This window comes from Methylosinus sp. is20ea (assembly GCF_059718135.1).
Window position 1 is genome coordinate 7,501 of record NZ_AP046088.1, and the last position, 20,240, is coordinate 27,740.

Annotated in this window: 22 protein-coding genes (1 of these 22 running past the window's edge); 10 read left to right on the plus strand and 12 right to left on the minus strand. The window is 63.5% G+C overall.

Annotation, left to right across the window (positions count from 1 at the left end; genetic code table 11):
- Positions 1-542 carry the final stretch of a peptidoglycan DD-metalloendopeptidase family protein gene (locus tag AC6IY7_RS00040; protein ID WP_497780933.1) on the plus strand. It extends 1,492 nt beyond the left edge of the window, so 542 of the gene's 2,034 nt are visible here — the last part of the coding sequence; the start codon falls outside the window, past its left edge; its stop codon occupies positions 540-542.
- A gap of 4 nt (positions 543-546) precedes the next feature.
- Here the strand turns inward: AC6IY7_RS00040 and AC6IY7_RS00045 are convergent, their stop codons facing one another.
- Together AC6IY7_RS00045 and AC6IY7_RS00050 are read right to left on the minus strand one after the other, a co-directional pair.
- The gene (locus AC6IY7_RS00045; protein ID WP_497780934.1) at positions 547-1,101 is read right to left on the minus strand and encodes a hypothetical protein; all 555 of its coding nucleotides are present in this window, start codon (positions 1,099-1,101) and stop codon (positions 547-549) included.
- Positions 1,102-1,167: 66 nt separating this feature from the next.
- A complete protein-coding gene (locus AC6IY7_RS00050; protein WP_497780935.1) occupies positions 1,168-1,410 on the minus strand; it encodes a hypothetical protein in 243 nt (80 codons plus the stop codon).
- A 167-nt stretch (positions 1,411-1,577) separates the two neighbouring features.
- Between AC6IY7_RS00050 and AC6IY7_RS00055 the strand changes: the two genes are divergently transcribed.
- A complete protein-coding gene (locus tag AC6IY7_RS00055) occupies positions 1,578-2,609 on the plus strand; it encodes an AI-2E family transporter (RefSeq protein ID WP_497780936.1) in 1,032 nt (343 codons plus the stop codon).
- Positions 2,610-2,612: 3 nt separating this feature from the next.
- Here AC6IY7_RS00055 and AC6IY7_RS00060 read toward each other — a convergent pair whose 3' ends face one another.
- From AC6IY7_RS00060 to aroA, 4 genes are all read right to left on the minus strand, one after another.
- A complete protein-coding gene (locus AC6IY7_RS00060; RefSeq protein ID WP_497780937.1) occupies positions 2,613-2,945 on the minus strand; it encodes a hypothetical protein in 333 nt (110 codons plus the stop codon).
- A 278-nt stretch (positions 2,946-3,223) separates the two neighbouring features.
- Positions 3,224-4,057, minus strand: coding sequence for a tRNA glutamyl-Q(34) synthetase GluQRS (gene gluQRS / locus AC6IY7_RS00065; protein ID WP_497780938.1), 834 nt, complete (start codon positions 4,055-4,057; stop codon positions 3,224-3,226).
- Between the two features lie 15 nt (positions 4,058-4,072).
- The gene (cmk, locus tag AC6IY7_RS00070) at positions 4,073-4,720 is read right to left on the minus strand and encodes a (d)CMP kinase (protein WP_497780939.1); all 648 of its coding nucleotides are present in this window, start codon (positions 4,718-4,720) and stop codon (positions 4,073-4,075) included.
- A complete protein-coding gene (gene aroA / locus AC6IY7_RS00075) occupies positions 4,713-6,059 on the minus strand; it encodes a 3-phosphoshikimate 1-carboxyvinyltransferase (RefSeq protein ID WP_497780940.1) in 1,347 nt (448 codons plus the stop codon). The genes cmk and aroA overlap by 8 nt, the downstream gene beginning before the upstream one ends.
- Positions 6,060-6,428: 369 nt before the next feature.
- Here aroA and AC6IY7_RS00080 point away from each other — a divergent pair, with 369 nt between their 5' ends.
- The 3 genes from AC6IY7_RS00080 to AC6IY7_RS00090 are packed head-to-tail and all read left to right on the plus strand — an operon-like array spanning position 6,429 to position 8,577.
- Positions 6,429-7,799 (plus strand): DUF8370 family protein, encoded by a 1,371-nt coding sequence (locus AC6IY7_RS00080; RefSeq protein ID WP_497780941.1) that lies wholly within the window; start codon positions 6,429-6,431, stop codon positions 7,797-7,799.
- Between the two features lie 7 nt (positions 7,800-7,806).
- Positions 7,807-8,196, plus strand: a complete 390-nt coding sequence (locus AC6IY7_RS00085) for a hypothetical protein (RefSeq protein WP_497780942.1) — start codon at positions 7,807-7,809, stop codon at positions 8,194-8,196.
- Entirely contained in the window at positions 8,197-8,577 is a 381-nt protein-coding gene (locus AC6IY7_RS00090) for a hypothetical protein (RefSeq protein ID WP_497780943.1), read from the plus strand. It begins immediately after the preceding gene.
- 616 nt (positions 8,578-9,193) lie between these two features.
- On the opposite strand, the gene AC6IY7_RS00095 is transcribed toward AC6IY7_RS00090, so the two are convergent.
- From AC6IY7_RS00095 to amoC, 4 genes are all read right to left on the minus strand, one after another.
- Entirely contained in the window at positions 9,194-9,670 is a 477-nt protein-coding gene (locus AC6IY7_RS00095) for a hypothetical protein (RefSeq protein ID WP_497780944.1), read from the minus strand.
- A 367-nt stretch (positions 9,671-10,037) separates the two neighbouring features.
- A complete protein-coding gene (amoB, locus tag AC6IY7_RS00100) occupies positions 10,038-11,324 on the minus strand; it encodes a bacterial ammonia monooxygenase, subunit AmoB (protein ID WP_497782750.1) in 1,287 nt (428 codons plus the stop codon).
- Between the two features lie 149 nt (positions 11,325-11,473).
- Complete coding sequence (amoA, locus tag AC6IY7_RS00105) at positions 11,474-12,244, minus strand: bacterial ammonia monooxygenase, subunit AmoA (RefSeq protein WP_497780945.1); 771 nt, start codon at positions 12,242-12,244, stop codon at positions 11,474-11,476.
- Positions 12,245-12,383: 139 nt separating this feature from the next.
- Complete coding sequence (amoC, locus tag AC6IY7_RS00110; protein WP_497780946.1) at positions 12,384-13,160, minus strand: bacterial ammonia monooxygenase, subunit AmoC; 777 nt, start codon at positions 13,158-13,160, stop codon at positions 12,384-12,386.
- 1,121 nt (positions 13,161-14,281) lie between these two features.
- Between amoC and AC6IY7_RS00115 the strand changes: the two genes are divergently transcribed.
- Both AC6IY7_RS00115 and AC6IY7_RS00120 read left to right on the plus strand, forming a co-directional pair.
- Positions 14,282-14,806: a transposase gene (locus AC6IY7_RS00115; protein ID WP_497780947.1), complete on the plus strand. Its 525-nt coding sequence runs from the start codon at positions 14,282-14,284 to the stop codon at positions 14,804-14,806.
- A 21-nt stretch (positions 14,807-14,827) separates the two neighbouring features.
- Positions 14,828-15,967, plus strand: coding sequence for a Mu transposase C-terminal domain-containing protein (locus AC6IY7_RS00120; protein ID WP_497780948.1), 1,140 nt, complete (start codon positions 14,828-14,830; stop codon positions 15,965-15,967).
- 5 nt (positions 15,968-15,972) lie between these two features.
- Here the strand turns inward: AC6IY7_RS00120 and AC6IY7_RS00125 are convergent, their stop codons facing one another.
- Positions 15,973-16,824 (minus strand): 23S rRNA (adenine(2030)-N(6))-methyltransferase RlmJ, encoded by an 852-nt coding sequence (locus AC6IY7_RS00125; RefSeq protein WP_497780949.1) that lies wholly within the window; start codon positions 16,822-16,824, stop codon positions 15,973-15,975.
- A gap of 69 nt (positions 16,825-16,893) precedes the next feature.
- The gene (locus AC6IY7_RS00130) at positions 16,894-17,592 is read right to left on the minus strand and encodes a ribonuclease T2 family protein (RefSeq protein ID WP_497780950.1); all 699 of its coding nucleotides are present in this window, start codon (positions 17,590-17,592) and stop codon (positions 16,894-16,896) included.
- A 143-nt stretch (positions 17,593-17,735) separates the two neighbouring features.
- Between AC6IY7_RS00130 and AC6IY7_RS00135 the strand changes: the two genes are divergently transcribed.
- The 3 genes from AC6IY7_RS00135 (at position 17,736) to AC6IY7_RS00145 (ending at position 20,160) form a co-directional block, all read left to right on the plus strand.
- The gene (locus AC6IY7_RS00135) at positions 17,736-18,272 is read left to right on the plus strand and encodes an SH3 domain-containing protein (RefSeq protein WP_497780951.1); all 537 of its coding nucleotides are present in this window, start codon (positions 17,736-17,738) and stop codon (positions 18,270-18,272) included.
- A 31-nt stretch (positions 18,273-18,303) separates the two neighbouring features.
- Positions 18,304-18,729, plus strand: coding sequence for a hypothetical protein (locus AC6IY7_RS00140; RefSeq protein WP_497780952.1), 426 nt, complete (start codon positions 18,304-18,306; stop codon positions 18,727-18,729).
- A gap of 96 nt (positions 18,730-18,825) precedes the next feature.
- Complete coding sequence (locus AC6IY7_RS00145; protein ID WP_497780953.1) at positions 18,826-20,160, plus strand: SGNH/GDSL hydrolase family protein; 1,335 nt, start codon at positions 18,826-18,828, stop codon at positions 20,158-20,160.
- Positions 20,161-20,240 lie beyond the last annotated feature (80 nt).

Genomic DNA, 20,240 nt, shown 5'->3' on the forward strand with positions numbered 1-20,240 from the left:
ATGACGAGAACGGCCGCTCGAGCCGCAAATTCCTGGTGCGCAAGCCGATCGCCGCGGGCGAGACGCGCTCGGGCTTCGGCATGCGCCGCCATCCGATCCTCGGCTATTACAAGATGCACACGGGCGTCGATTGGGCCGCGCCCATCGGCACGCCCATTCTGGCTGCGGGCAATGGCGTCGTCGTGGAGGCCGGCTGGCACAGCGGCTATGGCCGCCGCGTCGAGATTCAGCACGCCAATGGCTATTCGACCTCCTACAATCACATGTCGGGCTTCGCGCGCGGCATTCGCGACGGGATTCGCGTCAAGCAGGGCCAGATCGTCGGATTTTTGGGCTCGTCGGGCCTCTCGACCGGCCCGCATCTCCATTACGAGGTGATGGTCAACGGCCATTTCGTCGATCCGATGCGCGTCAAGCTGGCGCGCACGCGCGAGTTCGACGGTCGGCTGCTCGCCGACTTCAAGCGCGAGCGCGACCGTATCGATCAGCTGATGGCCAAGGCGCCCAACAACCCCCATGTCGCCACCCGGCAGGGGCGCTGACGTCTCACGCGGAGGCGCCGCCGCCGCGCCGCCAAAAGGCGGCCGCGACCGCGCCCAGGACGAGAACGGCCAGAATCAGAAACAGGGCCGATTGCTTGAACCAAGCGATGGCCGGCACCGCGACCGCCATGGCGAGGCCGAGCACGGCGATGTCGAATGAGACGTAAATCCCGGCGACGAAAGTGCCGAGCGCCAGCAGCAGCAGCAGAGCGAGCCCGGTCGCCGGCGCATTGAGGAAGCTGTTCACGCTCGGCCACAGAACGATGTTCATGGCGACGAGAAACGCCGCCCAATGCAGCGCCTGGGTGCGCGCCAGCGCGAAACGCGCGCTCCGATCGGACGCCTGGCGCCAGCCGATGGCGACGCAGGCGACGCCGATCGCGACGCCCAGAAACTCCCAATAGCCATAGAGCGGCTGCTGGGCGAGGCTCGTATAGGCGACGCCGAAAATCGCCAGAGCGAGCACGACGAGATAGGGCGCCTTGCGTTTCAGCCAGGCGCCCGCCCGCGCCACGACGGCATGCTCGCCGAATTCCGGCGCGACGCTATAGTCGTTCATCTCGATCCCCTGCCCTGAGGCGCGCCGCCCGAAAGCGGGCATGCGCGCTCGAATGGTTCTATCGCGTCAACGCGCCGGAACGCGGACTCGCCGGCGGAACAGGCTGCGATGCATCACGGGACCGCGCACATGGCTGCGCGGGCGCTGCACACGCGGCGTATGGGAGGGCCGCACGAACTGCCGCTCCTGCGCTTCCGCTTCGGAGGGAGCGGCGGCGACGAGCGGAACGGCGACCAGAGCCGCCAGCAGGCCCGCGGCGAAAGCGCGGCGCGAGAAATTTTCGTCCTTGTTTTCCTCGGGAGTCGACATCTCATCTCTCCAATTCGTCCGAAAACGCTCGCTGGGAATTAGCGCTCGGCGCGCTTTCGGCAATCACGAAAGGTCTCGCGAGGCATTTTCCGATGACGGCGCCGCTCTACCTTTCTCTTTGTGCGAGAGGGCCCGGAGTGCGAGGGCTCGAAAAAGCGAGGACGACGATGGGAGAGAGAGCGGCGGACACGGCGGCGGTCATCGTCATCGGATTTGTGATGCTGGCCGCCTTCTCCATCGGCCAGGCGGTGCTGGAGCCCGTCGTCTTCGCGCTGTTCATCATCGCGCTGATCTGGCCGCTGCAGCAGACGCTTCAGACGATGACGCCGAGGCCGGTCGCGCTCCTCATCAGCATCGTCGTCGCGCTCGCGGTCATGATCGCGCTGTCGTCGCTCATCGTCTGGAGCGGCGGCGAGATCGTGGACTGGTTCATCCGTAACGTCGACCGCGTGAAGGCGTCCTTCGAAAATGCGACCAAATGGCTGGAGACGCATGATATTTTCGTCGCTTCCCTGGTCACGGAACATTTCAACGCGGCCTGGATTCTCGCGCTGCTTCAAGCAGCGGCGACCAGAATCAACATAGTCGTCGGCTTCGCTCTGGTGGTGCTGATCTATGTGATCATGGGCCTCGCCGAAGCGGCCGGATTCGAGAAGAAGCTCGCCGCCTCGCGCAGCGAGGAGACGGCGCGTTCCCTCCTCCACGCCGGCGCGCGCATCGCCGGCAAGCTGCGCCGCTACATGCTGGTCCGCACTGTGGCGAGCCTCGCTACCGGCGCGCTCGTCTTTCTCTTCGCGCTGGCCATTGGCCTCGATCGTCCGGCGGCCTGGGGCGTGCTGACCTTCGCCTTGAATTATCTGCCCTATATCGGCCCGGCCGTGGCGACGCTGCTTCCGGCGCTGTTCGCCTATGCGCAATTCGATTCGGGCCAGACGGCGCTCGTCGTTCTCGGCGTGCTGGGCCTCGTTCAGCTCGTCATCGGCAGCGGGCTGGAGCCGGCCTTCTCGGGTTCGGCCCTCGCAATGTCGCCGACCGTCGTCGTCTTCTCCGTGCTGCTGTGGACGTTTCTATGGGGCCTGCCGGGCGCCTTCATCGGCGTGCCGATCGCCATCGCCTTTCTGACGCTCTGCGACCACTTCCCCTCGAGCCGCTGGGTCGCGGCGCTGCTCTCCGACAAAGGCCCTCGGGACGAGAGCTGAGCCTCAATCGACCGCCGGCTGCGGCGGATAGGGAAAATCGGCGAACCCCTGTTCGACCGAGGCCCGCCGCAGTAGGGCGAGGCTCTCCTGCGCCTCCTTTTCCGTCTCGAACCCCGGACAGGTCAGCGCGCCGAAGCGGAAGCGATGCGCCGACTCGAGCCGCGCGCGATAGGCGTTCACCGTGGCGCCGTCCCAGAAATCGGCCTCGCGAACCTGATCGTGAACCACGACCTTGGTCCCGCCCAATAGGCCGTGCGTGAAGCAATAGCCATAATTGGCGCGGGCGACGGAGGTCGTCGCCGCCAGAGCGGCCAGGACGGCGAGCAATGTCCTCATGGGATGGTCCTTCGCGGCAAGGCGGAGATTTAAACTCGAGTAATCATGCATGATTTCATCTGGGGCGACAAGCGGCGCGGCCGCCCCGCCCAGGGCGATCGGGTGAAGGCCAACAATCCTCCCCCTCATGCTGAGGAGGCTCCGCAGGAGCCGTCTCGAAGCACGAGGGGGAGCTCCAGATGGCCGCGCATGAAGGTTTCCTCGTCCTTCGAGACGCCGCTTCGCGGCTCCTCAGGATGAGGAAACCTTCACCCGATCGCCCTGCCGCCCCGCCCGACTCACGCCAAGCCTAGCATCGCCCGCACATCGGCCGGCGTCGCGCCCTCGGCCCGCAACTCCCGCAAGGGCTCGGAGAGCCGGCTCTTGGCGAGCTTGCGGCCGTCCTCGTCCAGCACCAGCGCATGATGGCGGTAGGCGGGCGCCGGCAATCCGAGCAACTCCTGAAGCAGCCGATGGAGGCGCGTCGCCTCATAGAGATCCCTGCCCCGCACCACATCGGTCACGCCCTGCAGCGCATCGTCGACGGTGACGGCTATGTGATAGCTCGTCCCTATGTCCTTGCGCGCCAGCACGACATCGCCCCATTCCTGCGGCGAGGCGACGATCTCCTTGCCATGCTCGAACCAGGAGACCTCGCCGCCGACGAGCGCCGCGGCCTTCGCCATATCGAGCCGCAGATTGGCGCCGGCGCGCGCGAGCCCTTTGCCGCGGCAGGTTCCAGGATAGAGCGGCGCGCCATCGAGATCGCGCCCCGGATCGGAGCGCTCCCTGGCCGCGCGGGCGATATCGGCGCGCGAGCAGACGCAAGAATAGAGCAGGCCGAGCGCGTCGAGCTTTGCGAGCGCCGCGGCGTAATCGTCCAAATGCTCCGATTGGCGGCGGACCGGCTGCTCCCAGACGAGGCCGAGCCAGGCGAGATCCTCATAGATCGCGGCCTCGAGCTCCGGCCGCGCCCGGCCGCTGTCGATATCTTCCATGCGCAGCAGGAAGCGGCCGCCCTCGCGCTGCACGAGATCGAAATCGAGCAGCGCCGAATAGGCGTGGCCGAGATGGAGATAGCCATTGGGCGACGGCGCGAAGCGAAAGACTTTTCTCGTCGCGTCCCCGCTCATTGCGCGCATCCCGCTTCAGCCGGCGAGCGCCGCCTTCTCCTGCACGATCGCGCAAGCGGCGGCGAAGGCCTCTTCTATATCGAGATCGGAGGTGTCGAGCCGCACCGCGTCATCGGCCATTTTCAGCGGCGCCGAGCTGCGGCCGCTGTCGCGCTCGTCGCGCCGGCGCACATCCTCGAGAATATGCGCATAATCGACGCGCTCGCCGCGCGAGGCGAGCTCCAGCGCGCGACGCTGCGCCCGCTTCTCGGCGCTGGCGGTGACGAAGATTTTCACCACAGCGTCGGGGCAGATCACCGTGCCGATGTCGCGCCCGTCCAGCACCGCGCCTTCCGAGCGCGACGCGAAGCTGCGCTGCATCTCGACAAGAGCCGCGCGCACCTGCGGAATGGCGGCGACGACGGAGGACGCCTCCCCCAATTCGCGCGAGCGCAGCCGCGCCTCGTCGAAATCGCAGAGCGCGAGACCACGCGCGGCCTCCACCGCGGCGCGAATATCGTCGAGCGGCCGCCCCTCGTCGAGCAGCGCGCAGGCGGTGGCGCGATAGAGCAGCCCGGTGTCGAGATGAGGAAGGCCGAAACGGGCCGCGAGCCGCCGCGCCAGCGTGCCTTTTCCGGAGGCCGCCGGCCCGTCTATGGCGATGACCAATCCGCGATCAGGCAAAGCGGGCCCCCAACCCTTCCATCAGGGCGCGAAAATTCGGAAAGCTCGTGGCGATCATGCGATCGTCGTCCACCACCGCCGGCGCGTCGGAGGCGAGCCCCATGACGAGAAAGCTCATGGCGATGCGATGGTCGAGATGCGTCTCGACATTTCCCCCGCCTTTCACTCTGCCTGCCCCGCCGCGCACGATGAGATCGTCGCCGACGATCTCGCAATCGACGCCATTGGCCGCGAGCCCCGCGGCGATCGCCTCGAGGCGGTCGGACTCCTTCACGCGCAGCTCGGAGAGCCCGCGCATCCGCGTCTCGCCCTCGGCGAAAGCGGCGGCGACGGCGAGGATCGGATATTCGTCGATCATCGACGGCGCGCGCGCCGCCGGCACATCCACGCCCGTGAGGCGAGATGCGGTCACGCGAATGTCGGCGACCTCTTCGCCGCCCTCCTCGCGCCTGTTCTCGAGCGCGATTCTAGCGCCCATTTCCTCGAGCGTCGCGATGAGGCCGCAGCGCAGCGGATTGATCATCACCCCTTCGACGACGATCTCCGAGCCCGGCGCGAGCAGCGCCGCGACAATCGGAAAAGCCGCCGAAGACGGATCGGCCGGCACGCGCACCAGGCTCGGCCGCAGCTCGGGCCGCCCCTCCAGCGTCACCTTGCGCCCATGCTCGCCATAGGGCTCGCTGACGACATGGGCCCCGAAATGGACCAGCATTTTTTCCGTATGGTCGCGCGAGGCCTCGCTCTCGATCACCACTGTGCGGCCGGGCGAATTGAGGCCAGCGAGCAGCACGGCGGATTTGATCTGCGCCGAGGCGACCGGCGTCTTATATTCGATGGGCAGAGGCTCGGCGGTTCCCTGCAGAAGAATGGGGCAGCGCCCGCCCTCCGCCTGCTCCAGCACGCGCGCGCCCTGCAGGACCAGCGGATCGAGAATGCGGCGCATCGGCCGCTTGCGCAGCGAGGCGTCGCCGTCGAAGCGCGCGGTGATCGGATGGCCGCCGACGACGCCCATCATCAGCCGCGAGCCGGTGCCGGCATTGCCGAAATCGAGCGTCTCGCGCGGCTCCAGCAACGAGCCGAGGCCAGGACCGCGCACGCTCCACCCGCCCGGCCCGAGCCGCTCGATCCGCGCGCCGAGCTTGCGGCAGGCTTCGCCGGTGCGCAGCACGTCGTCGCCCTCGAGCAGCCCTTCGACACGCGTCTCGCCCACCGCCAGCGTCCCGAGGATCAGCGAGCGATGCGAGACGGATTTATCGCCGGGCGGGCGGCAGCGTCCGGAGAGCCCGCTCGCGCGCAGGGCGCTGAGCGGCGAGGGGGTTTGTTCGGCGTCCGTGTGCAATCTGGCTCGATCTCCGGCCGCGGCGCCGTTTCCCATGGCCCGCGCGGCATCGGCATATACAACGCGCGCCGCCGCGTCACAAATGCCGTGGGCGGGCGGCAGCGCGGGAGGCCGCGAGCACGGGCGGCGGGGTTCCGAATTCGGGCTGAGGAGCAGACATTATTCCAACGTCATGGCCGCATAGGAATTGTCGAGGCAGATTCGGGTTCATAGGCCATGCTTCCTCGTTGCCTTCCCCGAACGGGAAAGTCGCGCCAGAAGCGGTCATTCAAGGCCGGCTCGCGGCGATCTCGCTCGGATGAAAACCATATTCGGCCGCTGATACAACTCGAAACTTTAAAACCGAAGTCTGCTGTGGGATAAAGCCTTATGTTGATCAATCCGCGACTCACAGATTATTACGGGATTGCCGCCCCCCAAAGCTCGCTTGATTTCGCGATTCCGTTCTTCAATGAGGACATTCCGCTTTACGTGGATCCATTCCTGTTGTGGCGTTCGCCGTCGCAGGTTGATCAGGGACTACATACTTCACTCATCAATGCCTTCAATCACCTTGGATATCTCGCACGGAAGGGGGATCGGGAAAAGGCCATAGCCATCCTCGTCGCTGTATCGGAGTGTGATGAAGTGGGGTTAGGCTCTTCGGCAAGGCGGAAGGGCAAGCGGATTGGAGCGGCGAAGGCGAAGGAAATCATCGATCTCTTTGAAATCGTCCCACAATATAAGGATCGCGGGTTCCGGCACTTTGAGGAAATTCAGTTTTATGTCGACGGAATTTCTAAGGACAGGATCAGCGACATCGCGTGCAGTTTTATCAAGTCATTTTTGATTGACTTTTCCATTCAGCAATGCGGTTCCCTCGGAATCCCTCTCTCTAAACACGATATAAGTGTCTATGATTACAGAACCAATGAATTTAAGCTAGAGAGGGATGTCGATCTTCCAGCAAATCCGGAGAATGGACAACCGCTGATCCTCGTACCGAAGCGATGGTTGCGGTTTGTCCCATGGCTGTCTTTCGACGACTATTTTAGAGGCCACTGTCCGCAGGACGATATCGCTCATCCAGGTGAAACGCTTGAGCGCGTCGATGTGCTCAATTTTAATCGCTCGCACTTCGATGTGGTTGACGCTTACATCCTTGAGAAGGAACGGACGTTTGAGGACTGCCACAATGATCCGTTATTCTCCCAAATACCTGTCATATCAGCGAAACGAAAACTAGCCCAAATCAAAAAGCTGCAAACGGGCAAGGGCGACAACGCAGATGTGGCCTACGAGGCCGCCATAGGGGAGCTGTTCCCGTCGCTCTTCTACCCACACCTGGATTTCGCTGCCATTCAAAGCAGGACCGATAGCGGTGCTGTTATTAGGGACCTTATATTCTACAACGGCCAGAAGGAACCATTTCTGGAGGAGATCGCGCAGGACTATGGGTCGCGGCAAGTGGTGTTCGAGATGAAAAACGTGAAGGATGTCAGCCGCGATCATGTGAACCAGCTCAACCGTTATATGACCGATAGCCTGGGCAAATTTGGGGTAATCGTCACCAGGAATCCCCTGAGCAAAGCTCGGATGCAAAGCACCGTCGACCTTTGGTCAGGCCACAGGCGGTGTATTGTGACTATTGATGATATGGATGTTGAACAAATGGTCGAGCTGTTCGAAAGCAAGCAGCGAAATCCGATCGACGTTATAAAAAAGAAATACGTCGAATATCGTAGAATGTGCCCAGGATAGTGGAGAAATGCTGATGAAGCTTGAGGATGTCGAAAAGCTCGAAAAGGTATCTGGGCAAATGGAAGGACTACATAAGGAGGTCGGCGCGCTTACTCGTAAGTCTCCGAACGATGGAATTAACAAATTTAAACTCAAGTTTATAAATGCAGCTATTGCAGAGGCAAACCTCGTTCTTGGCGATGACTATAAGCCGTTCGAAGAGTTCGAACAGTTTGATTCCGACGATCTACCGTCAAACAGCGATGTGGCGTTCATTATAGGTCAGTACATCGAGGAGTTAGAGAGAAAACGGGCAGACAATCTCAAGCGCGACGCGGGCGTATGGATTTATAAACTGTCGGACTCGCAGGAGCGAATTAGGACGGCACCTCCAAAGAAGTTAAGCGAGAGAAAGTAAATGACCGCAGAATATTACACGACGACAGAGCAGGCTCAGGCATATGATGCCGTAATCAGCGTATTTACAGAATTGTTCAATCAACTGAAGGAGCTTTCAAAAAAGAAACCAGAGGCGACATTAAGTGGAAATAAGGTAAAAATTATAAACCGCGTCCTCGTCGACGTGCGAGATTGCCTTGAAGGCGAGCCAGAATACAAATATTTAGACCTCTTAGATGACGAGACCCTGCCACAGTATAGCGATGCTATCCTTATCCTGTCGCAACATGACGGGGCTCTTAAGGCGTTTAGGGAGCGGTGTTTCGGATACAACAGTCTTATGAGTCAAAACGAATGGAATATCCGTGACGATGAAGATGTTTCTGGGGACGCTGAATAGTCGTAAATGCAAACATATGCATAGAACCGCGCGTCTAAAATGCCTTCAATATTAGCCATTCTATAAATATCTGGAATAAATGGAGACTGTAAGGCATCAGGGCGACGCAGTCAGAATGGCAGCTTCGGATCATATCCCAAAACCCCGCCCGCCCGAACGCCGCCCCTTGACACATCCTGAAAATATTCCTATATCCCTCCCACCTCCGCCCAAGAAGGGCGCGTTTCTCGGGTCAGGGAGCGCGGGCGGGGGGCGGCTCCATCCGGGATGGCGACCCCCGTCCATGGACAGGCAGCGCGTCGCCGGACGGCGTTCTTCTCCCGTCCATAGGGAGAAACAAGAACCGCTCCGTGATCCCAGGCCGTCGGACTCGATCGCGTCTTGATCGAGAAACCCCAGGATTCGCGGGTTCGACCAAGCCTCGGGATGTCGACGAGAACGACAACCGCGTTTCGGGACGCTCCGGCCCCGGATGATTTCCTCGCGCACTGGCCGAAGGGGCCGGAGCGTCCCGAACCGCCCTTCCCTCCCGCGCCGCGAGGCGTCGGAGCGCGCCCGCGCGGACTGAATTTGTTCCTAGCGGCCTGCGCCCGCGTCCGAAAGCCGAGGGCGCGCGTCAGAGCGCGGCCTTCGACCCGTCTCCGGCCTCGCCCGGCGCGCCGCCTTCCGTCAGACGATCGCGCCAGCGCGCCGCGAAAGCGTCGAAAGACGCGGAATCGGCGAAGATCACATCGACATGCCACTCCACTGTCTCGACGCCCTCGTCCCACAGCCGGCGCTCCTGGCGCCAATGAAAGGACGGCCAGGCCGGGTTGCGATAGGCGGGGCTCGCCGGATAATCCGGCGGATGCAACGAGGGACGGCCGAGCAGCTCGATCAGCCATTGCATGATCTCGGGCAGAAATGTGCAGCCGAAAGAGACGCCATGACGATGAACGCGATGCACATCGCGCAAAATATTCTGCTGAATCAAAGCCAGAGCCGGCGGCTGATCGGTCGCGCGAAACTCTCGGAGCGCCAGCAGCCGAAAGCCGCGCTCCAATAATTGCGCCGGAACGGCGCGGACGTCCCCGGCTCGCTCGTGCTCGTGCATCGCGACCCTGCAAAATGCTCAGCTGTCCCGGCGGAGGCCGAGACGCGCTCTCCGCACGCAAGCGCCGTGCCCGCCTCCCAGGGCGATCGGATGAAAGACAATAATCCTCCCCCTCATGCTGAGGAGGCTCCGCAGGAGCCGTCTCGAAGCACGAGGGGGAGCTCCAGATGGCCGCGCATGACGGTTTCCTCGTCCTTCGAGACGCCGCTTCGCGGCTCCTCAGGATGAGGAAACCTTCACCCGATCGCCCTGCCCCGTCCCCGATCCTCGGGCAAAAAAAGCCCGCCCGGACGAACCGGGCGGGGGAGGAAGTTTCACACCAACACGCGGAGAAGAGTGGAGAGAACCGCGTGAAGCTCTATGGCGCTCAGAGCGTGGCTCCGGCGGCGAAGCGCGGGATCACCGGGCCGCCGATCTCGACGCCGACGCGATTGCCCGACGGGCTGAAGAAGAACAGCAGACCGCCGAACTGGCTGTCCGTGTCATAGGCGAGGTCGGACAGGCGCTCGATGTCGAAACGGGCGTCCTGAACGATGATCGTGACGTCGCGCGTCTCGCCGGGGGCGATCGGCGTCTCGTCGCTGACCGCGAGGCCGCGATCGGCGAGCAGATATTCGGGGAATTGCGGCCGCGTGGTGAACACCGACGGATTGAGGAAGCGCAATCCCGCGGTGGTGAACTCGCCGACCTTCACCGGCTCGGTTCCGCTATTGGTGATCCGCAGCTTCACCGACAGCTCGCGGCCCGGCACCGTATAGGAGCCGCCCTTGAAATGCGCCGTCACAGTGGCCGGCGGCAGAGCGATCGGATCGATGCCCTTCAACAGACCCGCCTGCATCGGCAGCGTGCGCGGGAAGGCGTTATTGGCCCAGGCGTAGCCGAACAGAACCGCCAGCATAGAGGCGGCGAGCCACAGGCCGCCGATGCGCTTCTCGCGCAGGGTGATGAGCTCATTGGCCTTGCCGGCCTTCACCCACCAATAGCGCACGATGAGCCCCTTGGTCATGAACCAGTAGAGAATCCAGACCGCCGCCGCCGCCATCCATGCAAAGTGATAGATGTAGGTCCAGGTGATGCCATAGGTCTCGAGATCGATGGTCGAGCCGTCGAGCAAAGTCACCGGATTGGTGAAATTCGCCATATCACCCTTGATGGTGATCCATTCGCCGGGGCCGACGATGGGTCCGCCGCCTTCGACGTTGATCTGCACATGGACGTGGAAGCGTCCCTGCCGGCGCGCCTTGAGCACGAGCTTATACTCATAGTCCTTGCCGACCTGCAGAGAGAAGGAGCGCGGCGCCGGCACGTCGCCGACATAAGCGCCCTTGCGGATCAGCACCGGGCCGGGCTCGCCGACGTTCAGAAAGGCGACATCCGGCTTGGCGACCGCCTGCGGCCAGCCCGAGAAGACATGCACCTTGCCCGTGAGCACCATTTCTTCGTTGATATTGACCTCGGTCTTCGACCACTTCACATCGTACCAGTTGAGCGTGCGCATCCGCAGAAAGGCCTGCTGCGAGCGCTCGCCATGCGCCGATGCGGGCGTCGCCGCCGGCAGAGTGGTGGCGACGACCGCCGCGGCGAGGCCGAAGGCCAAGGCGCGCAGCGCCCGCGGCCTCACGCATCCCGCCAGTGTCGCGAGGAGCTTGTTCATCATGTCGATCGGTCTCCCTTTTCCTTGTTTTCTCGGCCGCGCCATCGTCTGCGACGGGCCTCTTGGATCTTTTGTGCTGTCTCGGATCTCTTGCGATATCTCGGCGAAGCGGGCCGCAGGTCCGCTTCGCGCTCGCGAATATTCGCGGATCAGATGTCGTCGGCCTCGATGTATTTGGTGTTCGTGAACCAAGTGCCGATCTTCCACCACAGGAAGTAGATCAGCATGGAGATGAAGGCGGAGAAGAAGGCCGCGACCGGAACGACGTCCTTGCCGAAGGTGCGCAGCGTGCCGCGCTCGACCATGCGGATATATTCCGGCGTGCCCGTGCGCACATAGTTGAAGCCGATGAGATCGGCGAGCGTCAGCAGCACGCCGTCGATCTCGGCGGACTGGTGATATTGCGCCAGCACCGGCCAGTTGATCGGATAGAACAACAGGCCCCAGCCCATGGAGCCGACGAGCGCCGTCACCAGCCAGCTGCCCGACATCATCAGCACCACATCGAGCCAGAAGCCCATGGGGATGAGCGCCGAAGGGAAGACCAGATTGATCGGGAAGAAGGTCCAGCCCCAGAAATTGTCGTAGCGGTTGATCCATTCGCCGACGAGCAGCGCGAGACACGCGACCGTCGCGCCGATCGGCAGACGGAATTTCTGCCACAGGAAGGATTGCACCGCGGCGGCGAAGCACATGGCGACGATGGGCGCCACGGTCGGCCACATGCGGCGGTCCTTGAAGTCGATCCAGAAGTCCCAGTCGCCGGCGAGCAGCATATAGTGGATGTGGAACGACCCCAGCACCACGGCGAATAGCACGACGAGGAGAATCCAATCGGTCAGCATCACGCAGCCGAGGAACTCCTCCTTCGATTTCCATGTCTTGCCGGCGGATGCGCCGGCCTCGGTGGAAATGGACATTTTGTTCTTGCTCCTTGAGATTGTCGCCTCCCCGGCGCAGAGGCGCCGGTCGTTGCTTTTTGCTTGCCCCGCCCCCGTCGCGACCGCGCGCGAGGCGCGATCGCTCGAGGAGGAGGAGAGTGCGCTGTCGCGCGAAGGATCAGAGAGAGAGCGCGTCCTTCTCATATTCCTTGGACAGCTCGATCACGCGGTCGAGCACCTGGCAGGTGGTGCCGAAGACGGCGAGGGCGAACCAGCCGAAGAACACGAAGCCCCAGTGCAGCGGCGCCGTGAACAGCTCTTCCATGAACCAGAAGGTGTGGCCCCACTCGTTCAGGCCGATGTTCGGGAAGATCATGAAGGGGCCTGCGAAGAACAGCAGGAAAGGCAGCGAGATTTTCTTCGCGAACTGCGGAATGCGCGTGCGCGCATACATGAAGGCGCCCCAGCCGGCGATGATGTAGATCGGATAGCTGAGGTAGAACTCCAGAATATGGCTCGGCGTGAAGTCGGTGTCGCGAATGACCGTCTGATGCCAGGTGCCGTCCTGCTCGGTGAAATAGGACGCGCCCCAATAGACGGTGAAAGCGTAGATCGCGAGCCAGCCGATCAGCGTCAGCAGACGGCGCATCTCCTCGCGCGGCGTGACAGCGTCGATGTTGCGGTCGCGCGTTTTCCAAAGATAGCCGCCGATGCCGCAGAAGGCGATGAATTCGAGCGGCAGCTCGGTCCACATCAGATTGAGCCAATAGGTCTGAAACTCGGGCGCGAAAGAATCGAGGCCCGCTTTCCAGCCGAAATACTGCTCATAGATGCGGATCGTCACATAGAACACGAAGAGACAGATCATCGTCCAATAGGCGGGCCAGTAATTGACGATGGTGTCGCTCTCCGCGGCTCGGACGGAGCCTGCCGCTTTCTCTGTTGTCAGACTCATTGTCGAGTTCCTCCTCTTTGAAGTCATCCGTTCGAAAACGGTCTCCCGCCGTTCCGGATGACGCTTCGTTTCCCCGTGGCGCGGGACCTCGCGGGCCGTCCCTGCGGCCTCGCGACGTTCGGCGCGCGAAGCCGGTCACCGGAACTATTTCCGCGCCGCGCCTCTTTGCAGTAGAGCCCGAAAGCTCTTCGCAGTGTCGGAACCTATCATGTCGCGATCGGCGCTTGTCAATTGATCGTAAAGAATACATATGCGACATTATGCTGCATATACTACATTTAATACTTATATAGCGTCATAATATGATATTTATATCGTATATAAAATGAGACACGCCCAGCAACTATGACGTTGTGCGCTGCATTTTTAAATGATACCAATCACGCAAATATGAGATTGTCTGAATTTTTAAGTACTGCGACATCGTGACGCCGCCCTATGCTTGTTGTGACTCGTCGCGTCTTGGATCAAGACGAAGAGCGCGCGTCGCCTCGAAACGCGGCGTCGACCAATTCAAAAAACGGGAGGAGAAAGCTCGAATGCTGCATAAAGTCGAAGAACTCAAATGGGTCGTGCTGTGGATTCTCGTCACGATCTTCGTATTCGCGGTCTTCATCCCGACGGTGAACAGAGCGCTCAATCTCTGACCGATCGCATCGCGCGCATCGCCGCGCGGGAGTCCGGGACGCGCGCGAGCGGCCCGGGCTCCGCCGGCGCCGACGCGGCCTCCCCCCGTCTTCCAGAATACGACCCAGAATCCGACTACGTACGGACATGCGCTCCACTGTGTCGAAGGAACTCTGCGCTGCGACATTATGTAGCAAGACTTCATCTATTCGATTCACGACCGCCGTTCTTGCTATTTTGAACTATTCCAATTCCGTGAAACATCGTCGAAACACGTGGTTTCCTGGGGCTTTTCCGGCGCTGGTCGAGGACGGACGCGGCGGCTCGCCCGCCCGGCCGCCCCGCCCCGCCCCGCGCAGGCGTGAAGACCGTGCAAAATCGAACATTGTCTTCGGTTTTGTAATCATGAGAAAAAGTGCCCTGCGGCGACGCGCGGCGACAAGATCGAACAGCGCGCGACGCGGAGGTTCAGTCTGCACGAGGAACGCCTGGAAATGAGCGGAAATGTTCTCGACCCCGACCATCCCCGCCTGGCCCCGGCGGCCGAACGCAAGCTTGAGACGTCGATCGTCGACCGACGCGAGAGACGCAGCCGGCGCCCGGACGACAACCGCCATCGCGAGGAAGTCATTCGCGAGGTTCTCACGCGTGAGGGCGAGCGCCTGTCGCAGGAGGTCATTCGCAAATTGACGAGTGATCTCGGCGTCAGCCGCGCCACCGCCTATCGCATGATCAAGACCTTCCGCAGCTGCGGCGCGGTCACTGCGCCGATGACGCGTCCGGTCGGTCGTCCCAAGGGCGCGCGCGTGCTCGATTCGGCGCGCGAATTGCTCATTCGCGACGCGATCGAGACCTTCTATCTGCAGCCCTCGCGGCCGAAGTTCAGCCAGCTCGTGCGCGAGATCGCCAAGCGCTGCCTGAAGGAGCGGCTGCCGGCGCCGAATTGGCGGACCATCAAGGCGCGCGTGCACGATATCGACATTCAGACGCGGACGCGGCGACGCAGCGAAACCGAATAAAAGAAGCAGCGGCGAACAAAGGTGCGAAAGAGATCAGAGGCCACGCGGCCGCTAGAGGCCGTTCAGATCGATCACGCGAAAGTCGATGTGATGATCATCGACGACGAGACCGGCAGGGAGATCGGCCGGCCTTGGATCACGCTCGGGGTCGACGCGTTCACGCGCATGGCGACGGGCTTTCATCTCTCGCTCGCGCCGCCGACGCGCCTTTCGGCGAGCTTCTGCATTCTCCACTCCGTCTGCGACAAGACGCGATGGCGCGCAGAGCACGGCGTCGATTTCGATTGGCCGGTCGCTGGACTTCCCGAAGCGATCCATGTCGACTCCAACAGCTTTTTCGGCCGTCGCGCCTTCGTGCGCGTCTGCCGCGAGATCGGGATAGAGACAATCTGGAGCGAGCCCGCGGGCGCCCGCTATGGCGCGCATGTGGAAGCGCTGATCGGCAATCGCCTCGGCTGCGTTCCGCTCATCACCGACGTCGGCCCGATGGAGCGCGGCGAGCGCGACCTCTATGTCGGCCCACATGCGCAGCGTCTCACGCTGAGCGAGCTCGAGAGCTGGCTCGGCGCGGAGATCGCCGGCGGCTATCATTGTCGCAAGCATCACGATCTCGACCGCGCGCCGCTCACGCTCTGGCGCAAGCATATGCGCTCCGATCTGCTGCGCATGCCGCTCGATTGCGTGAATTTCCGCCTGTCGCTGCTGCCCGGCGACGAAGGCGCGCTCGAGGAGGACGGCCTGCGGCTGCTCGGCCGCCTCTATTGGTCGCGCGCCTTCGCCGACGATCTCGCGGCCGGGCGCAGGCGCCTCGAGGCGCGCTATGATCCGCGCGATCTCTCGCGCATTTTCGTGCGCCGCCCATCTGGACGATTCGTGAAGGCGCGCGAGCGGCGGCTCGTCCAGCCATTGCGCGATGACGCGCCCATGATCGAAACGCAGGGCGCGCTCGCCGTGGCGACAGCCGCCGATCGCAGCGCGCTCGAGACGACCCGCGAATCGACGATTGCTCCGCGCTTCGTTTCTCCGCTCTGCGAAGAGACGCCGCTAGGCGACATCGAATTCTCCGAAGGCGCGACCAGCCGATCCATCACCGGCGACACAGCTTTGCTCTGCGCGCGCAAATGCTCGGAGGCGTGCCCCTTTTTGTTCGTCGATCACTGATCTCGTCACTCGCCGCTCAGCCATTCGATCTCGACGCCGCCGCCCGGGCCCTGCGCCAGTCGCTGCGCGAGAAAAGCGGACAGCTCGCGCGCCTCTTCCTCGAAGGTGAAAGGCGGATTGACGACGACGAGCCCGGTGCGCCGCAGCTTCTGATCTTCATCCGCGCCGCCGACAGAAAGATCGAGGCGCAAAATCTTCTTCACGCCGCTCGCGCGCAGCGCGCCGAGCAGCCAGCGCTGCTCGGTCTCGTCCTTGATCGGCCGCCACAGCGCATAAATCCCGGTCGGCCATTTGCGATGCGCCTCGAGAAATGTCTTCAGCATGCGATCGGTCTCGTCGCGCTGCTCGAAGGGCGGATCGATGAGCACGAGCCCGCGCCGCTCCTTGGGCGGCACAAAGGCGGCCAGGCCGACATAGCCGTCGAGGTGAATCGTCTTCACGCGCTTGTCGCGCGCAAAGCGCGCCTGCAGCGCCTCGAAAGCGTCCGGCCGCAATTCGCAGAAGACGGCGCGATCCTGCGCGCGCAAAAAATGCGTCGCGATCAGCGGCGAGCCCGGATAGAGCGCCGGCCGGCCCTCGGCGTCGAGAGGTCCGACGATATCGAGATAGGGCGCGAGCAGATCGCGCAGCCGCGCGTCCGCGCCGGAGAGATCGGCGAGCCGTCCAATTCCGCCACGCCATTCGCCCGTGCGCTCCGCCTCGTCGGCGGCGAGATCATAGGCGCCCTCCCCCGCATGTGTGTCGATGACGCGGAACGGCGCCTCCTTGCGCGTGAGATAGAGAAGGAGCCGCGCCAGCAGCGCATGTTTGAACACATCGGCGAAATTGCCGGCGTGAAAGGCATGACGATAATTCATCGGTCCTTCGTGCTTTCGAGCGAAGTGGGAGCCGGTTCGCGTGACGAAAACACGTCGAAGCCAAAGATTCTACAGCGGCGCGGGCACGGAGATTTCGCCGGAGCGGCAGGCGCCGCGCGCGATCTCGGGACAGGGGCGGAACTCGCGCAGATCGCGCGAGAAGCAGATGCGCACATCCTGCAGCGCGCCCTTGCGGCATGTGACCGCGAGCATGCCCGGACGCAGCCGCGGATTGGCGGCGATGAAGGCGCGCTGAATGTCGAGCGGCGCGAAGCTCTGCGCCTGCCGCGGCCGCTCGAACAGCGTCGGGATCGTCACGCTCTCGCTGGCGCGGCGCACATCGGCGAAATAATCGGTCGGGCTCTTGCCCGAGCAACGGCCATGCTTGCGCCATTCGTGCCGCGCCAGCCCCTCGTCGGGATAGACGCCGGCGACATGGGCGAGCGCCATGCGCGAGGGCGTGGCGGCGCCGTCGCATTCGCTCGGGAAGCCATGCTCATATTGCGGCCACAGGCCATGGGTGACGAAGCCCTTGGCGAGGCCGGGCTCGCATTGCGCGCGATATTCGCGGCCGCTGCCGCTCTCGCAAAAGGCCGGCGACCAGGAGAGCGTCAGCACATAGAAGTCAAAGGGGCCGGCGCCGCCCCGCGCCTCCGCCGGCTCGATCGTCTCGCTGCGCGCGAGCTCTGGCTCCGCCATCGAGGAGATCGGCGCAAAGAGAGAGACGAGCGCCGCGAGGGCGCAGGCGAGAGTCGATTGCTTGAACATGTGCGCTCCGAAACAGCCCGGATACGGATTGATGCCGGAGCGCGAGGCGCCGCGTCAAGCCGCGGCGTCGCGCGCGTTCGGCGGCGTTGACACAACCTACTTATTCACTAGGATATTGCGACCAACATCACAGGAAGCGTCACATGAAGAGCGGAATTCGCACGCTCTGCGCCCTTGCGGCTCTGATCGGCTTCGCGGGAACGGCGGCGGCCAAACCGGCCTGCGTCTTTCAAGACGCGGCTCTACGCGGCGGCCCCGGCAGTCGGGAGCATCTCGTCGGCGTGATACCGGCCTTGTCGCCGATCGTGCTGGTGCGCCAGGACGCGAAATGGAGCATTGTTTCCTACGACGGCGAGACGGGCTATGTGGCGACGCGACATCTCACGCCTTTCGGCGGCCCTGCCGATCCGCCGAGCTGGCGCCAATCGCTCTCCCCCGATCAGACGCTGTTGCGAGAAATCGATCCGCTGTTCGGCGACGCTTCGCTGCGCTTCGGCCTCTCGCGGCGTCCGACCCTCGGCAGCTTCTACAATTATTTCAGCGGCTTTCGGCGCTCGGCCTGGACCGATCGCACCGGCGCTCGCGTCGCTGCGGCCGAGGCCTCGACCAACCCCTGCCTCGCCGCGCTGCGGCGGGCCGAGCGCAATGTCGCGACGAAACCGCCTCGCCGCGCCAATTGATCCACAGCAACGAGCCGAGGGAGTTCAGACGATGAGCGAAGAGTGGGACTATCAGATCCGGCTGAACATCAGCGACGATTATGCCGAGATCGCCCGCACCGATCCGCAGAATGCGGCGCTCGCGCCGGTCGCCGCGATTCTCGCCAAGCACCATGCGGCGCTGAGCAATCAATTCGACGCTTTCGTCCATTACGTCACCGAGGCGGAGAAGCAGGGCGTCGAGCATTTCCCGCTCTACAAATGGACCAAGGCGACGATCGAGGACCCGGTCAAGAAAGCCAAGCACGTCAAATCCTTCTCCATCTATGTCGAAGGCGAGGAGGTCTATCCCAAGGCCGCCGCGGACGCGCTCGAAGCCGAGCTGACGCCCCTCGTCGGCGGCGGCGTGGTGGAGAAGCTCTCCAAACACGACACCAATCCCGCGAATAATCCGCAGGCGCCCGCGCATTTGCGCTGAAGCGCGGGCCGGGCTGTGGAGCCGTCCGCAGCGATCCGGCGCCCCTCAGCGGGGCGCCGGATCGCTTTGCCGCCGGGGCCGCGCTATATTGGCGACATGCGCAGCCCGCCCCGCTCCCTCGGCCTATTCGCGATCCTCCTCTTCGCGCTGCTCTTCGGCGGCGCGGAAAGCGCGCGCGCGCAGGACCCTGTCGCGGATTTCTTTCAGGGCCTGTTCGGCGGCCGGCCGCACGCCCGCCCACAGGCCCATCCGCCCGCGCGCGAGACCGGACGCATGCGGCGTCTCGTGCCGCATCGCGAATATGGCGCGCCGGCCTATTGGCACGGCCAGAGCAAGGCCGCCAAAAAGGAGAAGACTCAGAAGCCGGAGGACCCCGACGCTCCGCCGCCCTTCCAGGTGGCGGTGATCGGCGACAGCCTGGGCCAGATGCTGGCCGACGGCCTCGAGGAAGCCTATGCGGACCGGCCGGATATCCGCATCCTGCATAAGGCGAAGGACAGCACCAGCCTCGTGCGCGACGATTATTTCGACTGGCCGAAGGCCGCGCGCGAGATGCTGGCCAGCGGCGACAAGATCGACATGGCCATCATCATGATCGGCTCCAACGATCGCCAGGCGATTCACGAGGGAACGGAGACGATCGAGACGCTGTCGCCGCGCTGGCGCGAGCGCTACGCCCAGCGCGTGGAGAATGTGCGGGCCGCTTTTCGAGAAAAGAAGATTCCGCTCGTCTGGGTCGGCCTGCCGGTCACCAAGAACGAGCATTTCTCCGCCGATATGGCGAAGTTCAACGACATCTACCGGCAGGCGGCGGCGCAGGACAGCGCGCCTTTCATCGACATTTGGGAAGCTTTCGCCGACGAGCGCAACCAGTATCAGGCCTTCGGCCCGGATATAAACGGACGCATCGTCAAGCTGAGATCGGCGGATGGCGTCCATTTCACCGATGTCGGCGCGCGAAAGCTCGCCCATTTCGTCGAGGGCGAGATCAAGCGCCTCTTCGACGCGCGCCACCCCGCGCCCGACGGCGCGCCGGCCGAAGCCTCGCAGACGCCCGCCGAAGCAGCGCCCCCGGCGGCCGAGGCCGCTGCGGCGCCGCCGATCCAGATCATCGCCCCGAGCGGCCCGGTTCCGGCGGCCGCGCCGACGCTGCCGGATCGCCCGGCCATCGGCCCCCTGCAGTCGCTGACGACGACCATCGCCGCCGATGGAGAGTTGGCGCGACGCGGAAAATCGCCCTCCGCCGGCGAGGAGGCCCGCGCCGCCGCGGCGCGCGCGCTCGTCGACCATATTTTCCTCGAGGGCGGCGAGCAGCCGAGCCAGCCCGGCCGCGCCGATGATTTCTCCTGGCCGAAGGGCGGGGCCAAGCCCGCCGAGACTCCGGCGCCGACGCCAGCGGCGGCCACCTCCTCCGCGGCCGAGACGCGCTGAGGCGCCCCGCAGTTTCGCTCGAAATGCGCGAAAACCGTCAATTCCGCATTCAATTCAAGTCGAATGAAGCACGACGACGA

Coding starts and splice junctions, on each gene's coding strand:
- AC6IY7_RS00045 (WP_497780934.1), bottom strand. CDS start 1,101: ATGAACGACTATAGCGTCGCGCCGGAATTCGGCGAGCATGCCGTCGTG.
- AC6IY7_RS00050 (WP_497780935.1), bottom strand. CDS start 1,410: ATGTCGACTCCCGAGGAAAACAAGGACGAAAATTTCTCGCGCCGCGCT.
- AC6IY7_RS00055 (WP_497780936.1), top strand. CDS start 1,578: ATGGGAGAGAGAGCGGCGGACACGGCGGCGGTCATCGTCATCGGATTT.
- AC6IY7_RS00060 (WP_497780937.1), bottom strand. CDS start 2,945: ATGAGGACATTGCTCGCCGTCCTGGCCGCTCTGGCGGCGACGACCTCC.
- gluQRS (WP_497780938.1), bottom strand. CDS start 4,057: ATGAGCGGGGACGCGACGAGAAAAGTCTTTCGCTTCGCGCCGTCGCCC.
- AC6IY7_RS00080 (WP_497780941.1), top strand. CDS start 6,429: ATGTTGATCAATCCGCGACTCACAGATTATTACGGGATTGCCGCCCCC.
- AC6IY7_RS00085 (WP_497780942.1), top strand. CDS start 7,807: ATGCTGATGAAGCTTGAGGATGTCGAAAAGCTCGAAAAGGTATCTGGG.
- AC6IY7_RS00090 (WP_497780943.1), top strand. CDS start 8,197: ATGACCGCAGAATATTACACGACGACAGAGCAGGCTCAGGCATATGAT.
- AC6IY7_RS00095 (WP_497780944.1), bottom strand. CDS start 9,670: ATGCACGAGCACGAGCGAGCCGGGGACGTCCGCGCCGTTCCGGCGCAA.
- amoB (WP_497782750.1), bottom strand. CDS start 11,324: ATGAACAAGCTCCTCGCGACACTGGCGGGATGCGTGAGGCCGCGGGCG.
- amoA (WP_497780945.1), bottom strand. CDS start 12,244: ATGTCCATTTCCACCGAGGCCGGCGCATCCGCCGGCAAGACATGGAAA.
- amoC (WP_497780946.1), bottom strand. CDS start 13,160: ATGAGTCTGACAACAGAGAAAGCGGCAGGCTCCGTCCGAGCCGCGGAG.
- AC6IY7_RS00115 (WP_497780947.1), top strand. CDS start 14,282: ATGAGCGGAAATGTTCTCGACCCCGACCATCCCCGCCTGGCCCCGGCG.
- AC6IY7_RS00125 (WP_497780949.1), bottom strand. CDS start 16,824: ATGAATTATCGTCATGCCTTTCACGCCGGCAATTTCGCCGATGTGTTC.
- AC6IY7_RS00130 (WP_497780950.1), bottom strand. CDS start 17,592: ATGTTCAAGCAATCGACTCTCGCCTGCGCCCTCGCGGCGCTCGTCTCT.
- AC6IY7_RS00135 (WP_497780951.1), top strand. CDS start 17,736: ATGAAGAGCGGAATTCGCACGCTCTGCGCCCTTGCGGCTCTGATCGGC.
- AC6IY7_RS00140 (WP_497780952.1), top strand. CDS start 18,304: ATGAGCGAAGAGTGGGACTATCAGATCCGGCTGAACATCAGCGACGAT.
- AC6IY7_RS00145 (WP_497780953.1), top strand. CDS start 18,826: ATGCGCAGCCCGCCCCGCTCCCTCGGCCTATTCGCGATCCTCCTCTTC.